The organism is Alteribacillus sp. HJP-4 (assembly GCF_042139015.1).
GTDB lineage: Bacteria > Bacillota > Bacilli > Bacillales > Marinococcaceae > JBHIKY01.
Map to the genome: position 1 here is coordinate 143,142 of NZ_JBHIKY010000007.1, position 25,579 is coordinate 168,720.

Consider the following 25,579-nt stretch of genomic DNA (forward strand, 5'->3'; position numbering starts at 1 on the left):
TTATCGCAGTGGATAGACGAGCGCTTCAGATTTTTTTTCGTTTAACAGCCACAAACCTGTGCAGCGTTCACGCAGGTGAATGGCCTCGAATAAGCTTTCCTGTACTAGCTTTTCTTCTATCCCTAATTCACCTGGGCTCACCGAGCCGCCGACTTTTTCTAAATAGAGCTTCAGTTGAGATGGTTTGGGAAGCTGCTGCATCGCACTTTGCAGAGCTTCTTTATCCTGCGGATCACAGGTTTTCACTTTTTCTATTTCTTTTTCTAAAAAAGGTTTCTCGCGATGGTACAGCTCACTGATTAATAGACAGGCTGCCCCTACTTTTGCACCGTGCAGCAGCTGCTTTTTGTCCTCCTTCAATAGCATCATTTCCCAATAATGCGATAAATGATGTTCCGCTCCGGATGCGGGTCTTGAAAAATTCAATATCAGCATCACAATGCCTGAAGTTATAAGTGCTTCCATCAGCACTCCGAGTCCTTTTTCAGTACCAGCTGCAATATCTTCTACATGATCGATACATTCCTGTAATGCACTGCTCGTTATAGCGCAAGCTTTGTCACTAAACGGTTCCTGACCTATGACAGAGGAAATGCGCCAATCCAAAAGTGATGTGTATTTTCCAAGCATATCACCGAAACCAGCAGCGGTTAATGGGGAAGGTGCAGCCGTTAACACATCCAAATCCGCAAAGACTGCAATTGGCGAGCTTGTCTGGATCGTCTTCTTTACTCCTTTCAAAATAAGCGGAGCTCCCTTCGATGTGAAGCCATCGACGGAGGCAGCCGTAGGAACAGATATAAACGGCAGCTTCATTTTACTGCTGACAAACCGGACGATGTCATGAATTGTCCCTGCGCCGACTGCTAGTAATACATCCACTTCTTCCGGCATGCTAACAAAAACCTGCATCACAGTTTCTTCATCTGCGTTCACCTGCCCGAGGTGATTTTCCTCAAGTTCAATTATGCTCAATGCATATTCGGACTTTTCCAGCAGCCTTCTTACCTTTTCCCCAGCTGCTCTGTAAGTCTGTCTGTCTACTACGACAATTGCATGCTGAAATGACTGACTTCGAATAAAGGGAACAATCGACGTAATACTGCCATTTTCTATTTCGATTTGTTTGATCGGCAATGCTGATACATCCCATTCGTTCATGAAAGACACAATATCTTCCGAAAGGTTCATAGCTTTCCTCCGTCTTTTAAATATGTAATAGATGGAAAAATATAATCGGGGGCATTATCCAATCCTTCCACCTCTTTCGCACTCGTACCTCCTGTTAAGACAAGTATCGTCTTCAATCCGAACATCCTTCCCATCGCTATGTCGGAGCCGAGGCTGTCTCCAACGATGGCACACCTTTCTGGCGTAATACCAAGCTGCTGTAACGCTTTTTGTGCCATATAATGCGACGGTTTCCCCACTATGACATCTGCGCGGCGGTTGGTTGTTGCTTCTATTGCTCCGAGCATACCTGCCACATCAATAGCTTCACCATCTTCCCGTGGAAACGAGCGGTCACTGTTTGTAGCTAGAATTCTGGCTCCATGCTTTACAGCCCGGAAGGCGTTGTTCATGTCCCGATAGGTTAACCTTTCATGCAGGGAAACGACCAGCCAGTCTGCTTTTTCAGGCTCAGTAGAAAGCTGGATTCCTGCTTCCTCCAATTCATCGGCCAGCCCCTGCTCTCCAAACACCCAGGCAGTCTGAGAAGGATAATAACTCTTTAAAAAATCAGCTGCGACATAAGAGGATAAAATAATTTCCTCCTGCTTTACTTCAAGTCCCGCCCGCTTAAGCTTCTGCTGTGCTTCTTTCCTTGAAATGTTACCGCGGTTGCTCAAAAACGCTAAGGGCATACCAAGCTTTTGTAAGTGCAGCAGTGTGTCAATAGCTCCTTCAATCGGCTTATTTCCTGTAAAAACCGTACCATCAATGTCTATCAAAAATGCTTGAATGTTCTTTAATTGAAGATTCATAGATTATCCCCTAACTTGTACGTATAAGTTAATTATAATTTTGTACTGCCAATCTGTCAATTTCTTATTTTTTAAAAGCGCTGTTCTCGTTAGAAATTGACCGAACGCAGAGTATGGCTATCTAAAAGTAAGCTGGACAGCTCGGACAGTTTTGCGGAAACTGATTCCGCTAAATGCCCAAAGCAAGCCGGTTTTTCAGGTTTTGCGGACAACGGATAGCGTCCGCCTGCAGGGATGAAATCAACACAATCTTTACTTTCTCTTATGAAAAAAGATGACACTTAAACATGTCAGCTTTCGTACGGTCATTCTTTGCCTTGAATTAATTTCAAAACGGGATATTCAAAGTCACCCTTATGGTGATTATACTCAGATTGAAGAACGGAAGGCGGCGACTCCGTTGGGATCAGCGAAGTCTGAAAATCCATTCTGACGAAGCTTCGCTGAGGCTGAATTAGTTGAAGACAAGCCCCACGGAAAGCGTCCGCCTGCAGGGATGAAATCAACAAATTCTTATTCTTTCAAGAACCTGAATCGCTGGTGTAATATGGTGCATGTTTTCGAAAATCTTCAGCCATATCTGAGGAGCCCGGAAGCGAAAGACGGCTGTTTTTATCTTGTTCTACTTCGATTTTTTCGACTTTCTCTTCTTGCAGGAGCAGTTTCAAACAAGCGTATTTCTTCTTCTGTTTCTGGACGCAGACCCGGTACTGCCACAGGGTTTCCGTCCTCATCTACCGCTACCATTGTGAGAAAAGACTCAGTCGTCAGTTTTTCGATATTATGTATCATGTCATGAGCGGTCACTCTCACATAAACCTCCATTGAACTCGTTCCTGTATAAGTGAGAGAAGCTTCAAGAGTTAATGCTTCCCCGGCTTTTGCAGAAGAGACAAAATCGACAGAATCTATGGAAGCTGTAACCACGGTGCTGTTGGAATGCTTCATTGCTGCTACAGCGGCTATTTCATCAATATAAGCAAGGATTTTCCCTCCAAATATGGTATCAAGATGATTTGTGTCCGGCGGCAGGACCAGTCTTGTTTGTATTGATTTCGAATATTGTACTGTTCTTTTTTCCATAATAGGTTACACTTCCTTTTTTTCGTGCTAGTAGGATAATAACACCTTTTACGGGTGTTGGGAAAACAGTAATCCATTCGTTGGAATAGACCTAGTTCGTCTTTTGAGATTTACACATCGTTAGAACCAATTGTTAAAAAATCTATTGACGTTGATAATCATTTTCAATTAATGTGATAGGTGTTCAAAAGAGAGCCATTCAGCTCTGTTTTTTTTAGTCATCAATTGAGAATGATTTTCAATATCTTTTAAATAAAATTTCTGGAGGGGAACCTATGCCAGTTGTCCAAGAATATCGCAATGCTGTATTTCAACAAGACTTTATATCGTCTCATTCCGGTTCTGCCCACGTAAAAGCTGCATTGGAGCATACAGCTGAAGTTCTATCAGATTTTTACCAGAATTCCGACGTTCCCTATAAGTGGAAATCAGAACAAAAGCTGCACAGCGACATTGCAGAGATGCTATTTCATACAGAATCACCACATTCACTCTCCAATGTATTATCAGCTGTCAAAAAAAATATCATTCAGCATTCCATGAACATCAGCCATCCTCAAGCGATGGCCCACCTTCATTGCCCCCCTCTGATTCCTGCAATCTGCGCAGACATGATCGTTAGTGCACTGAATCAATCCATGGATTCATGGGATCAGAGTCCTGCTGCAACGGCAGCAGAACAGCACATGACAGAGTGGCTCTGCAGGCTGTATAAACTTCCCGCTTCAGGAGCCGGCACTTTTACAACTGGGGGTACTCAATCGAACTATATGGGGCTGCTTATGGCAAGAGATCATTATTGCCTGCATGAGCTTGGACATGATGTGAAACATGCAGGACTTCCCCTGCAGGCCCACCGCTTCAAAATATTATGTTCAGAGGAAGCGCATTTTACAGTAAAAAAATCAGCTGCCCAGCTCGGTTTGGGAGAAAAAGCTGTCATTTCCATACCTACAGACGATAAGAAGAGAATGCTTATCGAACATACTATCCAGGCAATTGAGCAATTAAAAAGTAATGGGGACGTTCCACTAGCGATTGTTGGAACAGCAGGCACGACTGACTTTGGCAGCATCGATCCGCTCCCTGCCCTTGCAGACCTCGCCGGGGAAGAAAATATCTGGTTTCATGTAGATGCAGCATTTGGAGGTGCCCTTGTGTTGAGCAGTCAGCATGCAGATAAGCTTGAAGGTATCCGCCATGCTGACTCTATCACTGTCGATTTTCATAAATTATTTTACCAGCCTATAAGCTGCGGAGCTTTTCTTGTAAAAAACGAACATTCTTTCAATCTATTAGCCCACCAGGCAGATTATTTAAATCCGGAAGATGATAAACAAGCAGGTATTGTTCATCTAGTAGACCGTTCTGTTCAAACTACGCGCCGATTTGATGCCCTTAAGGTTCTGGTAACGCTGAAAACCCTCGGGACAGATAAGTGGGGAGCAATGATTGATCAGTCACTTGATTCAACGGCACTTTTGGCTCAGGAAATTAGAGTGCATCCAGCACTTGAACTCGTAATAGAACCGGAAATGAATGCTGTAGTCTTTCGCTACCGACTTCATGATTCCTTATACCGCGGGAGCCATCTGGAGGATGAAATCAATAAAAATATTCAACAGCAGCTTTATTCCTCCGGTCGGGGAGTGATTGCAAAAACAAGGATAAATGGTGTTCAGTATTTAAAATGTACCCTGCTCAACCCGCTTACTAATATGTCTCACATAAAGAAGCTTATTGAGGAAGTGACAGACACAGGACGAGAAATAGAGCTTCAAAAAATAAAGGAGGTTTACGCATGAGTGCAGAGCAATTAGCAGCAAACGCCGCCATGCAGAGCTTTATTAATTGTTATTTAAGAGAAACGAATCAAGGAACATGGGCAAAACAAGAGTCCGCGTCGGAAGGCTTTTATTTACCATTGAAAAATCAGCACATGGAGCTGTTTTTACCGGTCCGTTACCAATCAATAACTCACCGCCATCTGTTTTCGTTTCCTCTCTATTACAAAGCTGAGGGTGCACCTGACTGGCTTGAGCTTGACGTGACTCTGCTGTGCTCCCTGCTTTTAAAGGAATTAGCGCTTGAGCATAACCACCATCAAGATACAGAAGAAATGATGCAGCGTATTTTACAAAGCTACGACCTGACGGCTTCTTTTTTAGAGAGCCGAAGCAGTGATGAATCACTGTACAGCACACACCAAACATATATTCAAGCAGAGCAGTCTCTCCTGCTCGGACATTTACTCCATCCCACTCCTAAAAGCAGGCAGGGTATGGACCGCGAAACAGACCGAAACAACTATTCTCCCGAAATGAAAGGAGCTTTTCAGCTTCATTACTTCCGGGCTCATCATTCGATTGTCAAAGAGCATTCTGCTGAGGAACTCACCGCTACAACTATGATCAAAAATGAACTATTGCAAGATTCAGAGATAGAGGAGAATTTTAAAGATAATTATTTAAAGGCTGACGATTATTCTCTCATACCTGTTCACCCGTTGCAGGCAGAACAGTTATTATATAATCCTGAAACTGCTGACATGATGCAGAATGGAAAACTGGCATACCTTGGAGCGCAGGGGAAAGCTTATTCAGCTACATCTTCAATCCGGACGCTGTACCATGAAGATTCACCTTATATGTTCAAGTTTTCTATACCTGTGAAAGTGACCAATTCTCTTAGAGTAAACCAATTAAAAGAGCTTGAGCGCGGCGTGGAAGTAGATAACATTCTGCACAGCAGGGTTGGAGAAGAGCTTGCCTCGTATTTTCCTCATTTTCAGGTAATACGGGATCCGGCATATATAACATTACACGGGAAGACAGAGACAGGCTTTGAAACCATCATCCGGCAAAACCCTTTTCAAGGAGAAAAAGCAAAGGAAGTATCTCTTGCTGCCGGCCTGTTTCAAGATCCATTTGAAAAAGACAGCAGCATGCTGACGGAAATAATCCGTGAGCTTTCGAATAATGAGAATCGAAGCACCGAAGAAATCAGTAAAGATTGGTTCCGAAAATATTTATCGATCTCACTGCAGCCAATGGCATGGCTATATTTCACGCATGGCATTGCACTAGAGGCCCATCAGCAGAATTCTGTGCTGAAAATGAAAGATGGCTATCCGGAAACATTTTATTACCGGGATAATCAAGGCTACTATTTTTGCGAGTCCAAAGCAGATCACCTTCGTTCGTTCCTGCCGGACTTGAATAAGAAGAGCGACACAATCTGCAGCGATGCGATTGCTGATGAACGCTTCCGCTATTATTTTTTTATTAACCATTTATTTGGTCTAATCAATGGCTTTGGTTCTACTGGTTTGATTGAAGAAGAGGAGCTCATCGACGTGCTCCGCAGCGAGCTTGACGACCTGCGCCACTTACATCCAGATTCTCCTCTTCTTTACAGTCTGCTGCATGAGGAAACCATTCCATCAAAAGCAAATCTATTAACTAGATTTTATGACATGGATGAATTGACCGGATCATTAGCTACTCAATCGGTGTATGTCAATATTACGAATCCGCTGAATGCGAGGGAGCGTGTTGTCCATGGCTCATAATACAGAGTCGCCGGTGTTTTCATACAGAAGATACTCTCCAGTACTCGGACAGGAAATTCAATTTCGGAAGGTTATAGAAACAGAGGATTTTTCTTTGCTGCACGAATGGATGCATAACGAGCATGTGATTCCCTTCTGGCAATTAAATTTCTCAAGAGAAGAATATAAAAATCACCTGCAAAAAGCTCTCGCTGATACACATCAATCACTCTATATCGGCTGCTTGAATGGCCGTTCAATGAGCTATTGGGAAGCATATTGGGCGGCAGACGATATTATCGGCAGGTATTATCATGCACAGCCTTATGATCAAGGCATCCACCTCTTAATCGGACCTGAGAGCGATATCGGGAAAGGCTATGCGCTGCCACTATTAGAGGAAATGACTGCATTTCTATTTGAAGATCAACGAACCACCAGAGTTGTTGCAGAACCTGACATACGAAATGATAAAATGATCCACGTCTTTAAACAATGCGGATTTGAGCCTGTGAAGCCTGTCGATCTTCCTGACAAACGGGGCCTGTTCATGGTATGCAGACGTGAAACCTTTGAAAGGATGAATAGACATGAATAAACCGGATAAAATCTATGACATTATCGGCGTCGGAATCGGCCCTTTTAATCTTGGGCTGGCTGCCCTGCTGGATCAGACTCCGGAGCTGGAAGGACTGTTTCTGGACGAAAACCCTGAATTCCAATGGCATGCCGGAATGCTTATTGACGGAACGACGATGCAGGTTCCTTTTCTTGCTGATCTTGTAACAATGGCCGACCCAAAAAGCCCGTACACCTTTCTTCAGTATTTGCAGGAACAGGATAGACTTTATGCCTTTTATTTCTATGAAAAGTTTCATATACCACGCCAGGAATACAATGATTACTGCCGCTGGACAGCTGCTAAGCTCCCCTCCTGCCGGTTCGGGCACAGAGTAGTGAACGTCACTTACTCCGGGGAACAGGGTTTCTATGAAATAAAAGTACAAAATAATGATAACCACACGATCGAATATTATCACACCCGTCATTTTGCCATGGGAATTGGCACGAAACCGACCGTTCCGAAATCTGCCGAAGCTCTCAGTGCGGGAAAGATGTGCCACTCTGCAGACTATTTAAGAAACAAAGAAAAAATCCTGGAAAAGAACACGATTACAGTCATTGGTTCGGGACAGAGTGCAGCTGAAGTTTTTCTCGATTTACTAATCGAAAAACCGGAGCATGGATACCAGCTTCAATGGTACACCCGCTCTCCCGGATTTTTTCCAATGGAATACTCGAAGCTCGGTTTAGAGCACTTCTCTCCTGAATATACCAGCTATTTCTATCACCTGGATTCGAAAACGAAAGATAAGCTGCTTAAACAGCAGTCTCTTCTTTATAAAGGAATCAGCATGGATACAATAGCTGCTATTTATGATCAGCTGTACGAGCAGTCGATCGGAAATACATCCCAGGGCGCACTGCTGCAGGCGCAGACAGAAATGACAAGTGTGGAAGAAACAGAAGCTGGAAGCATCCTATTAGAATTAGAAGAAGTTCATTTACAGGAAAAACTTACGGTCGAGACCGACCAGCTGATTCTTGCAACAGGCTACGAACAGGCTTCTCCTTCCTTCTTAGAAGGAATCGAGCATTTCCTTCAGCGAGACGAGAAAGGGCTTCTGCAGATTGATGAACAATATAGTGTCCGACAGACAAATGAACAAAACCATGTTTTTGTCCAAAACGGAGAAATGCATACCCATGGAGTCGGAGCACCAGACCTTGGACTCGGCGCCCACCGGAATGCGATTATTATCAATCAGTTAGCAGGACGGGAAGTTTATCCTGTCCGTAGGAAAAATGTCTTCCAGCAATTCGGCTGGCAGCGCAGCAGCTAGGCGTCTGCTCTGCCTGTGTCTGTTTGTTTCCATCTTTTCAGAAGTGCTTCTGTCTCCGTTCTATCCGCAATTCTTTGAAAAGGTGTTTTCCATTAACGGAACAGCTTTCACAGGTTTCTTTATCTTTGCATGTCGTCTTGCCGTTATGATTTCTACCCCGATTTGGGGAAAGCTGTCGCAGAAAATTGGAACAAGCCGGCTCTTTCTAATTGCACTTGGATGCTCCCCATTTTTTTCAGGAGCTTTAGCCTTTGCCAATACGCCTGCGCTATTTCTTTTTATCACCGTGCTGATGCTGACAGTGAAAAGCAGCCTGCTGCTTATATATCCTCTGCTCGCCGAAACAAACGGTGCGGCTTCAACGTCCAGGCACTACCAGCTTCTCTTTCACGGGGCTATCATTAGTGCGTCTATCTGTGGAGCCGTCGTAATGATGCATCAAAGCCCGGAGCGTGTATTTCTCTTGCTGGCGTTAATCGATGCGTTGCTTTTTCTCCTTTTATGGGTTTCAAGAGCAAAGCTTCCGGTTTCCCCTGTACGTATAGAAAAAAAACGAAAATTTCAACGCGCTGGTCTCGGCATACCTGTCGTCATGTTTTTTCTGTTCGGTGCTGCCGTGTTTGCTTTTCATTTAGGGAACAATGTCATCCGCCCCTACTTTACACTCTATGCGGAAAACACGTTTTTCACCGAGACATTCATGAGCAGTATATTATTTATGCTTCCGAACGCTGCAGCGCTGCTCGTAATGCCGTGGATGCATAAGTGGGTGACAAAAAATAATGCCCTCAGTTTTTCTGTCCTGGCCGTTTTCATTCTTAGTGTTACATTATTTATTCAATGGGGTGTCTCGGCGCTTTGGCTGTTTGCAGCAGCAAGGGTTTTATATGGTGTGTTTCTTGCTTCAGGCCAGGCCGCAATAGATGCTTCGTTTTTTCATAGACAAAACGCCGGCAATACTTCATATGCTTACAGTCTCTTATTACTTTTTCAAAATGCTGCCCTGTTAACAGCACCGCTTGCGGCTGCTTATACGGCTTCAGCAGCTGGACATGCTGTACCGTTTCTTGCCGGAGCTCTTATACTCATGGGAGCTTTCGCAGCCCTCTATCATTTATCAGGAGAAAATCAGAAAATAGAAAGCCCCTATTATTCAAACGCAGGAAAAAGAAAGGAAGATATCACATGATTTCATCAAGTGAGCTTGCCCCTGTTCGGAGAGAAAATTGGAAATTAGCCAACCGCCGCCTCGTCGGAAAAATGCTGCAGGAATTTTTATACGAAAAAATTATTGAGGCAGAGAAGGAAGAGATGACCGAGAATGGTCTTCAGTCATTAAAGGTCCGCTTGGGAAACATTCATTACACATTCGAGGCAAAAACTCGATTCTTTGAGAGCTATCATGTCTATGAAAATACAATTGAAAAGAATAAAGATGGCGGCTCACTGGCACTTTCAGCAAGTGACTTTTTAATCGAGCTGCAGCAGCATGCTCCAATTACTAGTGAAACAGCAGGACATTTATTAAAGGAGTATTACCATACACTTGTAGCCGACTGCCATCTGCTGGATAAACAAACGACTGCCGGCACCCTCGCAGAAATGGATTATGCAGAGCTGGAGGGAGAAATGAGCGGTCACCCATGGATTACTTATAATAAAGGAAGAATAGGCTTTAATTATAAGGATTATCTCGATTATGCACCGGAGCATAAGCGGCCTATCACACTTTTCTGGATTGCGGTCCACGAATCTGCCGCCACCTTTCAATCGACAGAAGAAGTGTCCTATGAAAGACTGATGCAGCAGGAGCTTCTTGACAATGAGCTGCACACTTTTCGTTCCCAGGTAGAGAAGGCAGGAGCGAAGCCGGAAGAATATTTTTTCGTACCAGTACACAAATGGCAGTGGGAACACAACATTATTCCTTTATTTGCTGACTACCTGGCAGACGCCCGCATTATCCCGCTAGGTTATTCTAATGATGCCTATCTTCCACAGCAATCAATCCGGACCTTTGTCAACATTGATGAAAAACAAAAGTATCACGTAAAGCTGCCAATAAGCATTTTAAATACACTGGTTTACCGTGGACTGCCGAGTGAGAGAACCACGATCGCTCCGAAGGTAACAGACTGGGTTAAATCAATTAAGTCAAAAGACAGCTTTCTACGAGACACCTGCAACATTGGTCTGCTTGGTGAAGTGGCAACAATCGATGTCTCACACGATTCCTACCATGCTCTCGATAAAGCACCTTATCAATATTTAGAACTGCTCGGAACAGTCTGGCGTGAAAGTATATACAACGAAATAGACGAAGATGAACATCCCATCACCCTGTCTGCACTGCTTCACAAAGATTCCAAGGACAAGCCTTTTGTGCAGGAGCTTATGGAAAGGTCAGGGCTTTCTCCAGAAGAGTGGATACAAAAGCTTTGCGCTGCGATACTGCCGCCGCTGCTTCATTATTTATACCAATATGGAACTGTTTTTTCTCCGCACGGTCAAAACACGATTGTGTCACTGAAAGATTACGTTCCGCACCGTTTAATCATGAAAGACTTTGTAGATGACGTAAATATTAGTGATCAGCCGCTGCCCGAATTAACGGATGTACCTGATGATCTGAAACGAGTACTTCGCAGTGAAGGTCCGGAGGGGCTTGTACAGTTTATTTTTACCGGACTGTTTATCTGCCATTTCAGGTATCTTGCAGATATCCTCGATGAAGCAGACCTGGTCTATGAGAAAGATTTCTGGAGCTTCACCGCCCAGAGTATTGAAGCATACCAGCAGCAGTTCCCTGAATCGGCAGATCGGTTTGAACTATTTAATCTATTCCGGCCGAAAATGACCAAATTATGCCTGAATCGCAACCGCATGCTTGATTATGGGTACGCCGACGGTGATGACCGGCCGCACGCGTCCGAACATGGCACCGTAGACAATGCATTATTTTTTATGCGGACTAAAGAAGTTCATAGTAATCATTAAGAAAAGGGTGGATCAGAAATGATCCACCCTTTTTCTTAATAAAAAGCTGTTATGCTCTTCTTATCACAGTAGCTTTTACGGAAGAAAACGTTATTTAAATTTACTTTAAAGCTTTTCAGTTGGTCTATATATCGCCTGTGGCCGGTAAATGCGGTTATCCTCAGCCTGCTCGATTATATGTGCTGTCCATCCCGCCATCCTGCTTGCTGTGAAAACCGGTGTGAACAGCTCAGCAGGAATGTCAGCTGCACGCAGAACGGCTGCTGCGTAGAATTCTACATTAGTATAAAGTTTTCTTCCCGGCTTATATTCATGAAGAAGAGTGATAGCTTTGTTTTCTACGTAATGGGCAAGCTCCAGCCAGGGGTCGTCTTGAGTCAGCTGAGAAGTGATTTTTTTTAACGCTTCTGCCCGCGGATCTGTGGTCTTATATACACGATGTCCGAAACCCATCAGCTTCTTTCCACCTTCTATCTGTTCTCGAAGCCATGGTTCTGCTTTAATTTTATGCTTGATTTGTTCGAGCATATCAAACACACCGCTCGGAGCGCCTCCATGCAATGATCCTTTCATTGCGGCGATCGCTCCTGTGACTGCCGACGCCATATCTGCTTCAGTGGAGGCAATGACTCTTGCTGCAAATGTAGAGGCATTCAATCCATGCTCCATGGTCAGTATAAAATAGGCGGTCATAGCTTTGACATGAGAATGATGTGGAACCTCCCCTGTCAGCATATACAAAAAGTTTTCTACATGGTCAAGCTCAGAGTGAGGAGGCACAGGCTCCAGCTCATTCTGCATCCTCCACCGGGCAGCTATAATTACCGGCACAGCAGCTGTCAGCTTTACTGCTTCGTTAATTGTAGGCGGCCATTGATAATATTCATCTCCTAATGCAGAAATACCTGTCCTGACGGCACTCATCATCGGCATCCCCTGCGGGAGTTCCCTTAGTATATTAAATACATACTCTGGAAGTTCTCTATTCAGTAGGAAATCATTTTTTACTTTTTCTAATTCACCTTTCACTGGAAGGTTTCCGTTCCAAAGCATCCAGCAGACTTCTTCAAAGCTTCGATCTTCCGCAAGAATCTCTGCTGGTTCGCCGCGATACACAAGTTTTCCTTTTTCCCCATCAACTAAACTGATGGTTGTTTCTGCAACCACAGTGCCTTCAAGGCCCTTTTTCAATACTTTATTCATAGGAATCCTCTCCCCCTATAAAAATAATTATTATACTTATACTGTATACGATTGATCCATTTAATAATATTAAATAATTATTGTATAATTAATTAAATTTATTAATCATTTTTGGAGGAATGCCATGAATATGCAGTGGATTCGAACCTTTCTTACAGCAGCTGTCTATGAGAATTACTTTAGAGCCTCAGAAAAGCTCTATATCTCCCAGCCATCGGTAACTGTGCATATCCGGCAATTAGAAAAGGAACTTGGTGTTCCATTATTTGAAAAAAAGGGCAGAAGAGTGTACTTAACATCATTCGGCCGAGACTTCCTTCCCCATGCGAGGAGTATACTCGAATCCTTTGAATCTGGAAAAAGTCTTCTCGACAAAAAACGGCAGGGCTATGAACTGACCTTAACAATTGCTGTTTCCCCATTTCTCGCCTCTACTTATTTACCGTACTGGGTAAAGCAGTTTATCAGGGATCATAAAAATGTCGAGGTGGATATCCACGTTATTGATTCGGAGGATATTCCTGAAGAAATTATGCAGGGAAAAGCAGATGTCGGCCTTGCGAGAAAAAAACACGAGTTTCCGGGACTTCACACAGAGAAATTTCAGGAGGAGCCTCTTTTGATCGTATCTCCGCATGATGGTGGAGACAGTGAATCCAGCCTGCCGATAGAACTGGAAGAAATCATTCAGGGCTCTGTGCTGCTTACACACAACCATCCTGACTATTGGGAGGACGTTTTAGTTGAATTAAAAAACCTGCACCCTTATTTTCGTACAATGAGAGTATCTCAGGTTCACGTTACAAAACGATTTATTGAAGAAGGAATCGGCTTTTCAATCCTGCCCAGCTCCGCCGTCCGGCGTGAACTGGCGGAAGGAAGGATGCTGGAGGTGCCCGCCGGAAATGTGAAGCTTCCCTCTGCCTCTTCCTATGTAATTTGGAAAAATGAAAGTATGGAGGGAAATGCGTTTATAAATAAGCTTCGCAGCTTGATATGAGAAAGCTATATCTTCTTTACGATCGAAGAAAAACTTGGTTTGCCACCAGGTCTAGAAGGCGAAAGCCGGGTAGCCACTGCAGGTTCTCCGGACATTGGTTCCGCTATTTTCTCCAATCAGAATTTAATAAAATAATGGATCTCCTGTCCGTATCCAGCCCACAATCCATTTGCCGCAAGACGCGGCGACTCCGGTCGTACTTTCATCTATTATCAGGATCAAATAAAGCGCTTCTGACTATCATTTTTGATAATCGGAAGCGCTTTTACTTTTCACAGGCCGTTATGTCCCGGCCTCATTTGTTATGAAAATTATAAAAATAGAGAAGCTTCTATGCTGAGACTCCTGGTACCGATTAGTCCCAGAATGTGACTCCTCCTCCACCTTCAGGGTTAGTTGTAGACAGCATAAATTCAGCTTTATTATTCGCACCATCTACGTAAGAACCGATATTATTAAATGTCAAACAACCGCCATTGCTGGTTTTCGCAGCTACTTTTTTTGAAGCTGAAGGATCATATTCCCAAAGTGCATATGAATGCTGCCTTTTAGTAGGGTCTACGCAAGCCATAAAATTTCCTCCGCCAGAATGTACATAATTAGTAAACCATAGACCAAGGTCTACATCTCTATTTTTAAAATCACTACTCCCTACATAATCCCATTCTCCTGCCCCGGTTGGCCTGACTTCTGCAGATACGGTTAAAGGAACAAAAACAGCGAACAAAACAAAAGCCGCCAAAACAATGCCGAATTTCTTTTTCATTTACCCGGTCCTCCTTTTAATAATATAGACTATCGATAGGAAAGTTTTTTCTTCAATATTTTTACACTCCCTCCTCCCAGTTTTCTACTTTTTGTAGCGATTATTTTTCATTTTAAATACCTGGTAAATTTTTTAGGGCTTCGAGGATGATACCTTGACTTTGAGAAACGACTCCCCTGGTGAAGCTTGTAGTTTTTCCACTTCAAAAAAAGATACGGAAAGGATTTTTAGATGTGTGATCCAATGGAAGAAGGAGGAAATTGCACACTGGATGGCTGTATAAGTAGTAGATGATGCATGCAGATATGCTTTGGAGTACCCTGTAAGGAAATTAGCAGGTTTAATAAGTAATAACAGTCAAACGCTTGATCGACCATTTTGGTTCTAATTGGAATCACTTTATTTCCCTGTTTGTATATTAAATTTATAGTAATACGAAAATTGTTGAATAACAATAGTGAGAATGGTAGAAGTTCCCATTTAGAAATAATCTAGTTCGATATTACTTACGGCAAATCCGCAGTTTAGAAATCCGCCTATAAGTAAGCCCCCATATCGGGTATATTTTTTAAAATTATGATACGTGAAATTATTTTGAACTCAGTGGTTGACTCTCTTTCAATTTTTGCTTTGCTGATTTATTGTCAGCAGAAACAGTTCTCCGAAATTAACACCTAACAAAATACTGTGAGCTGTTAAACAAAAATCCGGCTCCATTGGCCGGTTGTCAGATACCTAATAATTTTTTCCACCACGGTTTTTCGCCTTCAGCACTATCCTCCGGTTCTTTTTTTTCCACAAATATTTCTTTATGTTCAACAGCACGTCCAGCATCGAGCACGAGCCCAATGTCCGTTTTTCGATTCATGTTCGAGACACGCCGGGCGTGAATACTGTGGTGGGATGCCAGTTTCGTATATGGTGATAATGTGGCATATGCAAGCTTTCCATTAATTAATAAAGTAGCACCCGGGTGGGCTTTCATCGCTTCCTCTACTTCAGGGTAAATACCTTTTTCGAGAACCTGTTTTTTGGTCAGAGCAATGATCACCCGCTCCCTGTAAGTTCCGAGAAAACGCTGTTTTTCATCCGGCCTCGTTTCTTTTTTCCCATAAATCCCTTCTTCGAGGTAATCATTAACATTTTTACCGCTCATTGTAATTCTCCCTTTGCTATCAGATTTCTTCTGCCGATTATAACAGGTTAAATTTACTGATCTTCCATAAAAGAAGCATGTCCGCCCAGCCTTCCTCGATTCAACACAAAAAGAGACCCTGTAAACTGGATCTCTTTTGATATTTTATTCGTGATGATGAGCCTTTTTTCCATGATGATGGGGCCAGGTTGGAATAAAATTGTTATCTTCAAGCTGCTGGTGATGCTTTTCCATATACTTATTCATCTTCTCTGCTTTTTCCTGAGAATACACTCCATACTCCACGTACTTTTCCATTATTTCTTTCTTCGTTTCAAACACCTCATCATACATGCCAGACAGCTCACTTTGCTGCTTCTCCGTCAATGCCACGTTTGACTCCTGCTCTTCTGCGGCCTGTAATGGGGCAGTGAATAAAATGGCTGAGGTAAATACTGCCGCAGCCAGTATCATTCGCACCATAAATTATCCCTCCTTCATTCATTGTTCTTAATGTTCATAGAGAAGGGAAATATATGTGTGGTTTATTTTTCCATGTACAGAGCTCCCGTTTTCAAGACCAGTGACAGACCTCCAGACGATTTCCATCCGGATCATAAAAATGAAAATATGAATTAGTCCCGTCTGATTTAATTGTACTTACTTCTACGCCTTTCTCCTTCAGCTGCCGATATGCTCCTTCAAGATCCGTGGGAAAGAAAATTGGATAGGAAAGGTTCTGCTTAATAGGATGGCCTTCGGACCTGTGCTCTAATGTTAAAGGAGTATCGCCACCTCCTACCTGAAGTACCCTGTACCCTTCTCCTTTAAAAACTTCGTTCAGACCCAAGTACTCTTGGTACCACCTGCTTGCCTTTTCTAATTCTGTTACTTTAAGCACGATCGTATCAATTCTTTCAAACATCCATTCCACCTCCTCCTAAAAAAATCTTTATTAAAATGCGCCAGAGCCACCGCCACCGCCTCCCGCACCGGTACCTCCTCCGGTTCCTCCGGAAGAACTGGCAGCTGGATTGGCTGAAGCGTTTGCTGACTGGAAACTGCTGGAGGCTATTGGAGCCACCAGAGCAATCGTGGTAAGGTCCGCTCCTGAATACGTTCCGGCAGACTGGAGAGAACCTCCTGCACTCGCGGTAGAATTCTTAAATAAAGACAAAAGCTCTTCATTTTTCCTGCGCAGTGATTTATCGTTAATGCCAATGCCGTAAATAAACGCCCGCATTCGTTCATCCTCGGACCAGGCATTCCATTCTGCTGGTGTAAGGTTTTTAAACTCTTCTTTAAATTTCCGCCATTCGTAAGAGATTTCCGCCCCTTCGACGGTCCTGATATTTAAAAAGACCGTTGTTGCTATAAGCGCAATCAGGAGAAGAAGGGACACGAACAGACCTCCCAGCAGACCAAAAATCGGAAAAATAATAGTTGGCGGGATCATAATAAGGCCTGCCACTCCAAAAATCCAACGCCATTTTGTATAGTCTTCATATAGTTCCCGTATCTTCACTTCATTCTTAATTTCTTTCTGCCATTTATTTTGAATACTTCGGTAAGCAGCGTGATTTTTTTTATTCTTTGTAAAAGCCTTTAAGTCATCAAAGCTGAACTCTCCATCTTTTCCAATCTCATCAAACAGCCAGTTCAGCAGCACCTTCTCATGCGCCAGAGCTCCGTCACGAGTCAAGACCCTAAAGCGCGTATCTGAGAGTTTTTCTACATAGCCTTTTCGGACCAGATCTAATAAAGCGGCAGGCTGTGCTTCTGACGGCAGTGATTGATAGTTGGTATATACCAGCGTCGCGGGCAGACTCATTTTTTGTCTGGGGATTCTTCCTGCCGTTTGAAAATCGCGTTTGACCGCCGCATATTTCATTTGAGTTCGAATCCAGATCATTACCCAAAATCCCAATAAGGCAAGTGAAATAACCGGCAGTACTGCCCAGCCTATAACCGTAAGGCGATCCTGCATGTGTTCACGTGCCGCAGCTGATTCAATTCCCTCTTCCTGCTCAGCTAAAATATTATCTCTCATTGGCTGGTCAGCAGTGAGAGAAGCCGCAGGAAACAATTCTTTATCATAAGCTGTCCGAATGTCTCCTTTCGTACCTTCGGGGACTTCTCCTAAATCAAATATAACAGAGCCGTTCGATTGGATTTCTTCTGTTTCAAATGCTTCATCGTATCCAAACGCAATGACTTCATCTGTCTGCGCGGGCGGGTGAACCGTGACGATTACATTTTCATACTCAGATTCATTGCTGCTGTCAAAAAAGGGCCAGTAAAAGTCGGCAGTATCCGGGAAAACATCTACTCCGTCTTCAATATGGTAGGAAATATCCACCGTTATGGTCTCATCTTCCCCGCCGCGGAAAATCCGGTACATGGTTTCCTCTTTTTCCACCTCTAATGATTCACCATTTTCCTCAGCTTTTAAATCTGTAATATTTGTCCCTTCTTTCGGGAATAATTCACGAGTAATTCCATTGAAGTCCCCATCAAATTCATAGGTGTGGGACTCTTCTACATCGACGCTGCCATCTTCCTGCAAAAACGCATCAATCGTCGTGCCTGTGATGGAATAATCCGCTGCAGACGCATGCAGAGGCATAAGCAGAAACAACGCCGGGATGAACATAAATATCCACTGATTAAATGTCATTTCAACTGCACCCGCTTTCCTTCAATAAATCTACGCGAGAGAATAAAATAAGGTTTCATATAATTATCTCAAAAGCTTCATCATATGGGTAGAATACGGAAAATCCCCAGTACGTTCAAATCCAGTAGATACATAGAAGGAAGAAGCGCTTTCGGAATCTGAATAGAGAACAAGAAAATTATAATGATCGCGGGAAAAAGAAATCATTGCTTCTAGAAGTGAACTCCCTGCACCGGTTCTTCTCCACTTTTTAGAAACAAAAAATCTTCTCACTCTGCCCACCTTTACGAAATCAGAATAAGGATCGCAGTTCACGCCTCCGACAGCAATTAATTTATTCTTATCATCCTGCATACCGAATAATGCTTCCTCGGGCTGCTGACATCTATGAATACCAATTGCGTATTCTTTCTCCAGCCTGGGCGGAAAACGAATGCCCTCGGCTTTACTCTGTTTAATGAGTTCAAACCACTCTTCGTATTCAAGATTACTAATTTTATTAATCTGATACATTACTATATTAATTCCCCTTATTAATCACGATAAAAATATCAGGATAATTGTAGCACATTATTCCTTTTTATAGGATAATGGTATTATTAAAGACGTACATATTATATTTTATTGCTGGTGGATTGATTATATGAAAAGTAATAGAGTTTTACTAGTTTCCATAATAACTATAATTATCTTATTGGCCGCTTCCATTCTTATTTCTGTTACTTACGACTCTTATAGATTTTATAACGGACTTGCTGGGAGTCTCGCGATGTCCCCCGACGATGAAGAAATCGCCTTTTCTTATTATGAAAACGGGGATATGGAGATGTACACATCGAACAGAGAAGGTAATCATATTGAACAGGTATCCCATTCTCCAGACGGGGATGTGACCAACCCGGAATTTTCCCCGGATGGAGAAGAATTATTATACTTATCCGCTTCTTCCCAGAGAGTATCCTCTATTTTTATACAGGACAGAGGCACAAAAAAAACGGAACAAATTACCGGGGAAGATATACACATTGAAGATGCTGTGTTTTCCCCAGACAGCGAAATGATTTATTACATAGGAATTGCTGCCGAGGATTGGCAGGCTGAAGATGGAGAAGCTGCAGGTGGATTTGATTTATTTGCTTATGACCGAGAAAGCGAAACCACTAAACAGCTGTCGAAGCAGAACTACTATATAATGGATAATCTCTCTGTAGATCCAAATAACAGCTTTTTATTATACAGCTCTTTTGAGGAAGATACTGAAGAGGTAATGAGCTTTTCTTTAAATGATGATCCCGACATTTCCACAGAAATGGAACGCTTTACCGGGGAAGTATATAATCCGACGCTCTCGCCGGATGGAGAAGCCCTTGCCTATAGTGTAATGGTGGATAACTCGGTTGGAAATGACAGTTACGAGTATGAATTATTCCTTTTTGACACTGACTCAGGGAATCGTCAGAGGCTAACAAATACCAATACAAATGTAGAAGCACCTGTATTCTTTCATGAAGATGATAGAATGTTATTTTTAAAAGACAGGGATTGGCCTGAAGATCCTGTAAACTACAGCCTTCATTCTATTAATCTTGACAACAGAGAAACGGAGAGGATAAGTATCAATGGTCTGGAGGAGCAGGGTACACCACTCTTCTATGCCAGTGCTGCTGCTTTTTCAAACAGGTATGTGGCAATAAGCCTCTATTCTTTACTTGGCATCCTTTTGACCATAGTTTGGAACTACAGGCAGAAAACTTACCGGCCGGCAGTGACAAGCTTTGTTTTAAGCAGTCTTCTATTTTTGTCAAGCTTATTTTCGCCTCTGTTTGATCCTTGGGGAATGCTCGGACTAGGTAATTTAGCCGGAAGCCTTGCCGTCTGTTCATTGATTATTTTAGCGTTTGCCTATATACTGAAACGTTTCCGGCCAGCTCCTTAAAAAATAGGAGCTGTTTTTGTTCAAGCAGATTATTTGACCGGATATAAGCAGTTCTATTAAGATGGAATTTGTGCAGCAGCTTGAATAGTTAGTAATGTTGGCAGGTGAATATCTATTGAAATGGACGCTGAGTGATTACATTAGTATTACCATTCATCAAACTGACCTTGCGCTAACAGGGTATATTAAAGAAAAGCTATCAGACTATAATCTAGCTCCTGAACAAAATTTGATTATGATGCTGCTTTGGGAACAAAACGGCCTTACTCAAAATGAAATCTCACAGAAGCTGAATAAGGATAAAACGAACGTTGCCCGTATGGCTTATAACCTGGAAAAAAAAGGTTTTATTCAAAGGGTTCATACAGCCGGGGATAAAAGATCCTTAAAACTTTCATTAACAGAGAAAGGACATAATCTCGGGGAACTAGTCATTCCCATCGCAGAGGAGTTTCACAAGATGGTGACAAGTGGTCTTACGGATAAAGAAATCACTGAGCTGCGCCGTTTATTATCCATTATCCACCGAAATGTGGAATAATTTTTTATTGTTTAGTTGCTATAACAACTATCGAGCTGAAAAAATATATGATGGAGGGAAACACAATTGGAAAAGGTACTATTTATTAAAGCAAACTCTCGGCCAAGCGATCAATCAGTCAGCGTTAAACTTTATGACACATTTCTCGAGCACTATAAACAAAGTCATCCGGAAGATGACATTACCGAACTTGATTTATTCAAAGAAAACCTTCCTTACTATGATACTGATAAAATAAATGGAATGTTCAAACGCAGCCAGGGGCTTGAACTTACAGAGGCAGAGAGAAAAGCAGCCGATTTAGTCCAAGGGTATTTACAGCAGTTCCTGGATGCGGACAAGGTGGTCTTTGCACTTCCACTTTGGAACTTCACTGTTCCTGCAGCTCTTCATACGTATATAGATTATCTGTGCCAGGCAGGCACTACATTTAAATATACGGCTGAAGGATCAATAGGTCTGCTTGAAGATAAAAAAGTAGCGGTGTTAAACGCCCGCGGAGGTGTTTATTCTGAAGGTCCGGCTGCTTCAAAGGAAATGGCTGTAAATTATATTCATACCATTCTTGATTTTTTTGGGATAAAGGATATCGAAACCATTATTGTGGAAGGTCATAATCAATTTCCGGATAGAGCGGAAGAAATTATTGGAGAAGGACTTGAACAAGCAGCAGATGCAGCCAGCAGCTTTTAATATAGTCGAGAAACGCCTGAACTGCTTAACTATTAGCAATCCAGGCGTTTTATTATATGTTCAGCCCTTTATTCAAAGCTTCTTCTACATTAGTCAAGTGTTTTAACATTGCAGTTCTTGACCGTTCTGCATCTGCGTGCGCGATGGCACAATAAATGTCCTCATGCTCCTCATATAACCGCTCCAGTGATTTTTTTTCAGAGAACAGCCAGACGCGGCGGCTTTCAAACATAGTTTTTCGAAGGGTATCGGAAAGCTGCTGCATCACATCAACCATAATATTGTTAGAAGAGGCCTCTGCAATTGCAAGGTGAAAAGCAACATCCGCACTCTCCCCGACATTGTCTTTCCCGCTTGCTTTTTTCATGTCCTGTAGTGCTCTTTCCATCGCAGCAAGGTTTTCCTGCTGTCTATTCATCGCCGCAAGTTCGGCAGCGCCCACTTCCATAATTTTTCTAATTTCAAATAACTCCAGCATCTCTTTCTTTGAGATAATTCGTTCCGCTTTTAAAGGATCGAGAACATCCGAAAAGTCATAATTATTTACAAACGTTCCTTCCCCCTGCTTAATGGTGACGATGCCGACCGCCCGTAATGCACTAAGTGCCTCTCGCACTGCTGATCTGCTGACTTGAAATTGTTCTGAGAGCTGAACGACAGAATCGAGTTTTTCTCCAGGATGAATATCTCCGTTTTTAATCATATTTTCAATCTGTTCCCTGACTATTTCGGAAATTTTTTTGGATTGAATTTGTTTAAAACTCATACAGGGCGTGTTCCTTTCATTGCGTGCTCGTTCAGCCTATTGTACCACAGCGGCATTACCATTACCTATCGAGAATGATAATATAGCTAGCCCGGACCGGCCCATGAACACCAACGACCAGGTTCATCTCAATATCAGCACTGTTGCTTGGTCCGGAGATGAAATTGATGCACGAGGGAACCCGGTTTCCGGCAGCTGCTTTCTCATGTATTTTTTTCGTTACCTGTGTCATTCTTGGAACGATGGTACTTACTGGAATTAAGGCAATATAATAAGTAGGAAGCAGACTGACAGATTGACCTCTTCCTCCTCCATTCATAAGAACTACCGTCCCTGATTCAGCCAAAGTATAATCAGCAAAGGTGATTCCGACATCCGCTTTTTCAGTAATCTTAATATTTTCATCATCTGGAAAAGCCCCCCACACATCAACATCGGAACGTTCGAGAAAGGGAGTTAATCCAAAGTCAGAAAATCTCGGATCATCCCATGTCACTGCTTTATCTGCTTGATATTCCCCCATTACTTCATCTATTGCAGATTCCAGCTGAGCAGCAGTGGTTTCTTTAACGTCTGTATGAATAGTCTTACAGTGTTCCTTCAATACTCCGATAAGTTCTTCTCTTGAAAACTCCTTCATCACATCCCACTGCGGTTCAATCGAATACAGCGGCCTGTCTACATTTTCTGAGCGCCTGTCTCTGCCAAGCTTTTCAGCAATATTATTTAAAAATGATTCTCGATTCTGCATCGTTCCTTCCGCCATTAGGAGTCCCCCTTCTTTCTATTTTTAAACCAGTCGCGAAAACGCTCTTTACTTGGGGCCGGCAGACTGCGGACTTCTGTCCAATCGCCGAGCGGCCCTGGCCCTTTATCTATTTTTCCATCCTTTGTAAATGGCGACAGCATTGCCGGTGCTGTTTTTGCAGCCATTTCAAACAGCCGTGGAGAGCTTGCGGCAAGACCAAACCCTTTCATGGCGTAGGACTCAGAAAGCGGAGTACGTTTCTCTTCTGCAATTACTCTTCTGTGCTCAATTAAATGTTCGTGCAGCGGTATTTTAACAGGACAGGCATCCGTACAGGCCGCGCATAGACTTGAAGCATAGGGCAGATCCTTATGATCATCGTACCCTTCCAGAAGCGGGGAAAGCACAGCCCCGATCGGTCCTGGATAGATGGAACCATATGAGTGACCGCCCACATGACGATATACAGGGCATACATTGATACAGGCCGCACATCGAATACAGTGAAGTGCTGATTGAAAAGCCGTTCCTAGAATGTTGGAGCGCCCGTTATCTACAATGACAAGGTGGAATTCTTCTGGTCCATCTAAGTCTCCTGCTTCTCGAGGACCGCTCAATCCTGTAATGTAGCTTGTTAGATTTTGGCCAACAGCGCTGCGGCAGAGCATAGTTACGAGCACATCCAGCTCTTCCCATGTTGGAACAATGCGCTCCATCCCCATCACAGCGATGTGTGTTTTAGGAATCGTTGTGGAGAGCCGGGCATTTCCTTCATTCGTCACAAGAGAGATGCTGCCGGATTCGGCTACGGCAAAGTTGCAGCCGGTTATCCCGATATCGGCCTCCAGAAATTCTTTTCGCAGTTGTTCACGCGCAAACTGAGTCAATTCCTCCGGCTTGGAAGTTTTTTCATAGCCTTTTAACCGCTTAAAAGTATCCCGGATCTGGTCCCTGTTTTTATGAAGAGCCGGTGTTACAATATGCGAGGGCGGATCGTGATCATCAATCTGCAGTATATACTCGCCGAGATCTGACTCGATTACCTCGCAGCCGGCTGCTTCAAGAGCATCGTTCATGCTGATTTCTTCAGTCACCATCGATTTGGCTTTAATAATTTTTTTTGCTTCTTTTTTCGCAGCAACCTTTTTCACGTATTGATTAGCTTCCTCTGCCGTTTCCGCAAAAAATACATGTCCTCCGTTTTTCACTATATTATTGCTCAGCTGCTCTAAATAGAAATCGAGATTTTCAAGAGTATGGGAACGAATTTCTTCAGACAAAGTCCGCCACTGCTCCCAATTTCCAAGCTTTTCAGAAGCCGCTGCTTTTCGTGTTTGGAACCTTCCCTGCGCCGAACGAACGGAATCGCGCATGAATGTATCGTCCAGACCTTTTTTCACACGCCCTTCAAAAGAGCGTTCCCCAATTTTCATAGGCATGAATATCCCTCCTCTTTATATTTCTCTGCTGTTTAATACCTGTGCGATATGCATTACTTTCACAGATTTCTTCTGTCGGGACAAACGGCCGCCGATGTTCATTAAACAGCCGCTGTCGGCTCCTATTAATATATCAGCCTTTGTTTCTTCGATATGTTCTGCTTTTTCGTCAACCATTTGTTCAGATATGGAAGTCATCTTAACGGCAAATGTCCCTCCGAACCCACAGCAGTCATCCTTGTTTGGCAGCTCTTTCAATGTAAGACCTTTTACGCTCGAGAGCAGGCGGTAGGGTGCTTCTGTTTCTCCGAGAAGCCTGCTCATATGACAAGAGGTATGATAAGTGGCATTTCCTTTTAAAGAGGCACCGGTGTCCACAATATGAAGTTCTCGGTACAAAAATTGAGTAAGCTCGTATGTTTTCTCCGCAAGCTTTTGTGCACGTTCCTTCCAGTCAGCTTCCTCCGCCAACAGTGATGGATATTCCTTCAGCATGGCCGCACACGAGCCTGATGGAGTAATCACAGCCTCAGACTGCTCAAATGTTTTAATCATATGCCTGGCTGCTTTTTTTGCATCCTTATGATAGCCGCTGTTGTATGCGGGCTGTCCACAGCAGGTTTGATTTTCAGGAAAATCGACTTCACAGCCGTGTCTTTCCAAAAGCTCTACCATGTCTTTTCCTACTTCAGGATAAAACATATCGCCCAGGCAGGTTATAAAGAGTGATACTTTCATAAATTATTGCCCCTCCTTTGACTTTTTGTTTCCCATATTTGTGATTATTCCAACGAATAGTGTACCCGTATTAAAAGCAATGCCTGGGATAAAGACATAACCGGCCCTCCCAGGCAAAAAACGTAAAAAATTGTCGTAAGCCTTACTGAATAATTCGCCTTATCTTTCAATAAATCCTGCCGCTACAGTGACTGTTCCTTTCATCCTCTTCTTAAAATACACATAATGTCATATGGTCATCCGATGTCTATATGTAAGTGATTTCATAATATCAATGTTTGTGAACGGTTTCAATAGTTGTTTTAGTTGTCTTTTTCTACTCCGCACATTCCTGTTGCTCGATAACATTTATTCCATAATTCGACATATATATTTCCCGGGAAATCCCATTTATTAAAGAAGTGGAATTAGACGAATA

General features: G+C 43.0%; 24 protein-coding genes. 10 read left to right on the forward strand and 14 right to left on the reverse strand.

The window, feature by feature from the left end:
* The 3 genes from ACE4RR_RS08690 to ACE4RR_RS08700 all read right to left on the reverse strand — a co-directional run bounded on the left by ACE4RR_RS08690 (position 1) and on the right by ACE4RR_RS08700 (position 3,068).
* A complete protein-coding gene (locus ACE4RR_RS08690; RefSeq protein WP_375535022.1) occupies positions 1 to 1,191 on the reverse strand; it encodes a sn-glycerol-1-phosphate dehydrogenase in 1,191 nt (396 codons plus the stop codon).
* On the reverse strand, positions 1,188 to 1,985 hold the full coding sequence (locus ACE4RR_RS08695; protein ID WP_375535023.1) for an HAD-IIA family hydrolase: 798 nt from the start codon (positions 1,983 to 1,985) through the stop codon (positions 1,188 to 1,190). Before ACE4RR_RS08695 ends, ACE4RR_RS08690 begins: the two co-directional genes overlap by 4 nt.
* A 612-nt stretch (positions 1,986 to 2,597) precedes the next feature.
* A complete protein-coding gene (locus tag ACE4RR_RS08700; RefSeq protein ID WP_375535024.1) occupies positions 2,598 to 3,068 on the reverse strand; it encodes an acyl-CoA thioesterase in 471 nt (156 codons plus the stop codon).
* Positions 3,069 to 3,343: 275 nt separating this feature from the next.
* Between ACE4RR_RS08700 and ACE4RR_RS08705 the strand changes: the two genes are divergently transcribed.
* Genes ACE4RR_RS08705 through ACE4RR_RS08730 form a run of 6 tightly spaced genes read left to right on the forward strand, consistent with a single transcriptional unit; the run spans position 3,344 to position 11,519 of the window.
* Positions 3,344 to 4,873, forward strand: a complete 1,530-nt coding sequence (locus ACE4RR_RS08705; RefSeq protein ID WP_375535025.1) for a pyridoxal phosphate-dependent decarboxylase family protein — start codon at positions 3,344 to 3,346, stop codon at positions 4,871 to 4,873.
* The gene (locus tag ACE4RR_RS08710; RefSeq protein ID WP_375535026.1) at positions 4,870 to 6,639 is read left to right on the forward strand and encodes an IucA/IucC family protein; all 1,770 of its coding nucleotides are present in this window, start codon (positions 4,870 to 4,872) and stop codon (positions 6,637 to 6,639) included. Before ACE4RR_RS08705 ends, ACE4RR_RS08710 begins: the two co-directional genes overlap by 4 nt.
* Entirely contained in the window at positions 6,629 to 7,216 is a 588-nt protein-coding gene (locus ACE4RR_RS08715) for a GNAT family N-acetyltransferase (protein ID WP_375535027.1), read from the forward strand. The genes ACE4RR_RS08710 and ACE4RR_RS08715 overlap by 11 nt, the downstream gene beginning before the upstream one ends.
* On the forward strand, positions 7,209 to 8,522 hold the full coding sequence (locus ACE4RR_RS08720; protein WP_375535028.1) for a lysine N(6)-hydroxylase/L-ornithine N(5)-oxygenase family protein: 1,314 nt from the start codon (positions 7,209 to 7,211) through the stop codon (positions 8,520 to 8,522). The genes ACE4RR_RS08715 and ACE4RR_RS08720 overlap by 8 nt, the downstream gene beginning before the upstream one ends.
* Positions 8,485 to 9,711: an MFS transporter gene (locus tag ACE4RR_RS08725; protein ID WP_375535029.1), complete on the forward strand. Its 1,227-nt coding sequence runs from the start codon at positions 8,485 to 8,487 to the stop codon at positions 9,709 to 9,711. Before ACE4RR_RS08720 ends, ACE4RR_RS08725 begins: the two co-directional genes overlap by 38 nt.
* The gene (locus tag ACE4RR_RS08730) at positions 9,708 to 11,519 is read left to right on the forward strand and encodes an IucA/IucC family protein (RefSeq protein WP_375535030.1); all 1,812 of its coding nucleotides are present in this window, start codon (positions 9,708 to 9,710) and stop codon (positions 11,517 to 11,519) included. The genes ACE4RR_RS08725 and ACE4RR_RS08730 overlap by 4 nt, the downstream gene beginning before the upstream one ends.
* Positions 11,520 to 11,624: 105 nt before the next feature.
* On the opposite strand, the gene ACE4RR_RS08735 is transcribed toward ACE4RR_RS08730, so the two are convergent.
* Positions 11,625 to 12,722 carry a citrate synthase gene (locus tag ACE4RR_RS08735; protein ID WP_375535031.1) on the reverse strand — a complete coding sequence of 366 codons (1,098 nt, stop codon included), beginning with the start codon at positions 12,720 to 12,722 and terminating at the stop codon, positions 11,625 to 11,627.
* A 124-nt stretch (positions 12,723 to 12,846) separates the two neighbouring features.
* Between ACE4RR_RS08735 and ACE4RR_RS08740 the strand changes: the two genes are divergently transcribed.
* Entirely contained in the window at positions 12,847 to 13,722 is an 876-nt protein-coding gene (locus tag ACE4RR_RS08740; protein ID WP_375535032.1) for a LysR family transcriptional regulator, read from the forward strand.
* Between the two features lie 355 nt (positions 13,723 to 14,077).
* Here the strand turns inward: ACE4RR_RS08740 and ACE4RR_RS08745 are convergent, their stop codons facing one another.
* The 6 genes from ACE4RR_RS08745 to ACE4RR_RS08770 form a co-directional block, all read right to left on the reverse strand.
* The gene (locus ACE4RR_RS08745) at positions 14,078 to 14,488 is read right to left on the reverse strand and encodes a hypothetical protein (protein ID WP_375535033.1); all 411 of its coding nucleotides are present in this window, start codon (positions 14,486 to 14,488) and stop codon (positions 14,078 to 14,080) included.
* Between the two features lie 727 nt (positions 14,489 to 15,215).
* Entirely contained in the window at positions 15,216 to 15,644 is a 429-nt protein-coding gene (locus ACE4RR_RS08750; protein ID WP_375535034.1) for a YueI family protein, read from the reverse strand.
* A 144-nt stretch (positions 15,645 to 15,788) separates the two neighbouring features.
* On the reverse strand, positions 15,789 to 16,106 hold the full coding sequence (locus tag ACE4RR_RS08755; RefSeq protein ID WP_375535035.1) for a DUF2680 domain-containing protein: 318 nt from the start codon (positions 16,104 to 16,106) through the stop codon (positions 15,789 to 15,791).
* A 91-nt stretch (positions 16,107 to 16,197) separates the two neighbouring features.
* Positions 16,198 to 16,548, reverse strand: coding sequence for a VOC family protein (locus tag ACE4RR_RS08760; RefSeq protein WP_375535036.1), 351 nt, complete (start codon positions 16,546 to 16,548; stop codon positions 16,198 to 16,200).
* A 30-nt stretch (positions 16,549 to 16,578) separates the two neighbouring features.
* A complete protein-coding gene (locus ACE4RR_RS08765; protein ID WP_375535037.1) occupies positions 16,579 to 18,300 on the reverse strand; it encodes a DUF2207 domain-containing protein in 1,722 nt (573 codons plus the stop codon).
* A gap of 63 nt (positions 18,301 to 18,363) precedes the next feature.
* Positions 18,364 to 18,813: a GNAT family N-acetyltransferase gene (locus ACE4RR_RS08770; protein WP_375535038.1), complete on the reverse strand. Its 450-nt coding sequence runs from the start codon at positions 18,811 to 18,813 to the stop codon at positions 18,364 to 18,366.
* 130 nt (positions 18,814 to 18,943) lie between these two features.
* On the opposite strand from ACE4RR_RS08770, the gene ACE4RR_RS08775 reads away from it, so the two are divergent.
* The 3 genes from ACE4RR_RS08775 (at position 18,944) to ACE4RR_RS08785 (ending at position 21,470) form a co-directional block, all read left to right on the forward strand.
* A complete protein-coding gene (locus ACE4RR_RS08775; RefSeq protein ID WP_375535039.1) occupies positions 18,944 to 20,236 on the forward strand; it encodes a TolB family protein in 1,293 nt (430 codons plus the stop codon).
* 115 nt (positions 20,237 to 20,351) lie between these two features.
* Positions 20,352 to 20,777, forward strand: a complete 426-nt coding sequence (locus tag ACE4RR_RS08780) for a MarR family winged helix-turn-helix transcriptional regulator (RefSeq protein WP_375535040.1) — start codon at positions 20,352 to 20,354, stop codon at positions 20,775 to 20,777.
* Positions 20,778 to 20,843: 66 nt separating this feature from the next.
* Positions 20,844 to 21,470: an FMN-dependent NADH-azoreductase gene (locus tag ACE4RR_RS08785; protein ID WP_375535041.1), complete on the forward strand. Its 627-nt coding sequence runs from the start codon at positions 20,844 to 20,846 to the stop codon at positions 21,468 to 21,470.
* Positions 21,471 to 21,522: 52 nt separating this feature from the next.
* Here ACE4RR_RS08785 and ACE4RR_RS08790 read toward each other — a convergent pair whose 3' ends face one another.
* From ACE4RR_RS08790 to ACE4RR_RS08805, 4 genes are all read right to left on the reverse strand, one after another.
* The gene (locus tag ACE4RR_RS08790) at positions 21,523 to 22,236 is read right to left on the reverse strand and encodes a FadR/GntR family transcriptional regulator (protein WP_375535042.1); all 714 of its coding nucleotides are present in this window, start codon (positions 22,234 to 22,236) and stop codon (positions 21,523 to 21,525) included.
* A 61-nt stretch (positions 22,237 to 22,297) separates the two neighbouring features.
* A complete protein-coding gene (locus tag ACE4RR_RS08795; RefSeq protein WP_375535043.1) occupies positions 22,298 to 23,002 on the reverse strand; it encodes a LutC/YkgG family protein in 705 nt (234 codons plus the stop codon).
* Positions 23,002 to 24,423, reverse strand: a complete 1,422-nt coding sequence (locus tag ACE4RR_RS08800) for a LutB/LldF family L-lactate oxidation iron-sulfur protein (protein WP_375535044.1) — start codon at positions 24,421 to 24,423, stop codon at positions 23,002 to 23,004. Before ACE4RR_RS08800 ends, ACE4RR_RS08795 begins: the two co-directional genes overlap by 1 nt.
* Before the next feature lie 15 nt (positions 24,424 to 24,438).
* Positions 24,439 to 25,161, reverse strand: coding sequence for a (Fe-S)-binding protein (locus ACE4RR_RS08805; protein WP_375535045.1), 723 nt, complete (start codon positions 25,159 to 25,161; stop codon positions 24,439 to 24,441).
* Positions 25,162 to 25,579 lie beyond the last annotated feature (418 nt).